The 287-nt window shown below is 41.5% G+C and carries 1 protein-coding gene; it reads right to left on the minus strand.

Annotated features, from left to right (window positions below; translation table 11 throughout):
* Nucleotides 1–286 (minus strand): lysozyme family protein (locus ACFX59_RS18380; RefSeq protein WP_387434520.1); only part of this gene is annotated, 286 nt, incomplete at its 3' end.
* Nucleotide 287: the final 1 nt, after the last annotated feature.

Here is a 287-nt window from a genome sequence, read left to right on the forward strand (position 1 = left end):
AATACTTCACACCTTGCTTAATGGATTCTTCTGTACTCAATGAATTAGGTGGAAGACCGAGGGATTCCGAGGACTGCATAACATCTTCCGCAGTACCGCCCGATTCCACCTGTATAATCGCAAGAAGTATGTTGACATATTCTTCAACGCCATATTCTTTGGCATATTTTTCTACCATAGGCTTATGAGCCAGCACTTCTGCGGAAACATTCACACCTCCATAATGAATATTGGAAATTCCGCTGTCCTGTTCATCTGAAAATAAAATGGCAACAAACAGAAGCAGT

Source organism: Sphingomonas sp. NCPPB 2930 (assembly GCF_042867205.1).
Classification (GTDB): domain Bacteria; phylum Pseudomonadota; class Alphaproteobacteria; order Sphingomonadales; family Sphingomonadaceae; genus Sphingomonas.